This is a genomic window from Alcanivorax sp. HI0083 (assembly GCF_001635175.1).
In genome coordinates, this window is record NZ_LWFX01000470.1 from 1 (window position 1) to 825 (window position 825).

The window sequence follows — 825 nt, forward strand, 5'->3', positions numbered from 1 at the left end:
ATCAGCGCGGCGAGCAGCATCGCGATGAAATGACCCCGGACGGTTTTTTGAGTAACCATGCCGGCGGCGTGCTGGGTGGCATCAGCTCCGGGCAGACCGTTCGCGTGGCCATGGCGCTCAAGCCTACTTCCAGCATTCTGATTCCCGGCAAGAGCATCGGACTGGACGGTGAAGCTGCCGAGGTGGTGACCAAGGGGCGCCATGATCCTTGTGTCGGGGTCCGTGCTACGCCCATTGCCGAAGCCATGCTGGCTATCGTGCTGATGGATCATTATCTGCGCCACCGTGGCCAGAACGGGGATGTGGTGCCGCCGTTCGCACCGATTCCGGGCTGAGACAGCGCCAGACGCTGGAGGCTTGAGGCCAGACAAAGAAAACGAAAAGACGCTTTAGGCGAAGAAAGGCGGTTTTATGCTGATTAGCGTCAGGCGTCAGGCGTCACCCCAGTCAAGCGCAAGGTTCCTCTTTCATGCCCTATTATTGGCGCCTTTCCGGCTTCTACTTTTTTTACTTCGGTCTGCTTGGCACGTTGGTGCCGTACTGGTCTCTGTACCTGAAAGACCTGGGCTTCAGTGCGGCTGCCATCGGCGCTCTGATGGCCATTCCCCAGCTCACCAAAATCGGCGCTCCAAATCTGTGGGGCTGGCTGGCTGATCGTAGCGGCCAGCGCCTGCGTATCATTCGTGCCGGCAACCTGCTGGCGGCCATCGTATTCCTGCCCGTGTTCTGGGTGGATACGTTTTGGTCCATGGCCGCGCTGTTGGTGTCTTTCAGCTTCTTCTGGAACGCGGTACTGGCACAGTTCGAAGTGCTCACTCTGCAATC

Annotated in this window: 2 protein-coding genes; both read left to right on the forward strand. The window is 58.9% G+C overall.

What is annotated here, in order from left to right; all coding sequences use genetic code 11:
* Positions 1 to 335: chorismate synthase (locus A3754_RS04825; protein ID WP_156496801.1), on the forward strand; the 335-nt coding region annotated here is incomplete at its 5' end.
* A 134-nt stretch (positions 336 to 469) separates the two neighbouring features.
* Positions 470 to 825: MFS transporter (locus tag A3754_RS04830; RefSeq protein WP_197468464.1), on the forward strand; the 356-nt coding region annotated here is incomplete at its 3' end.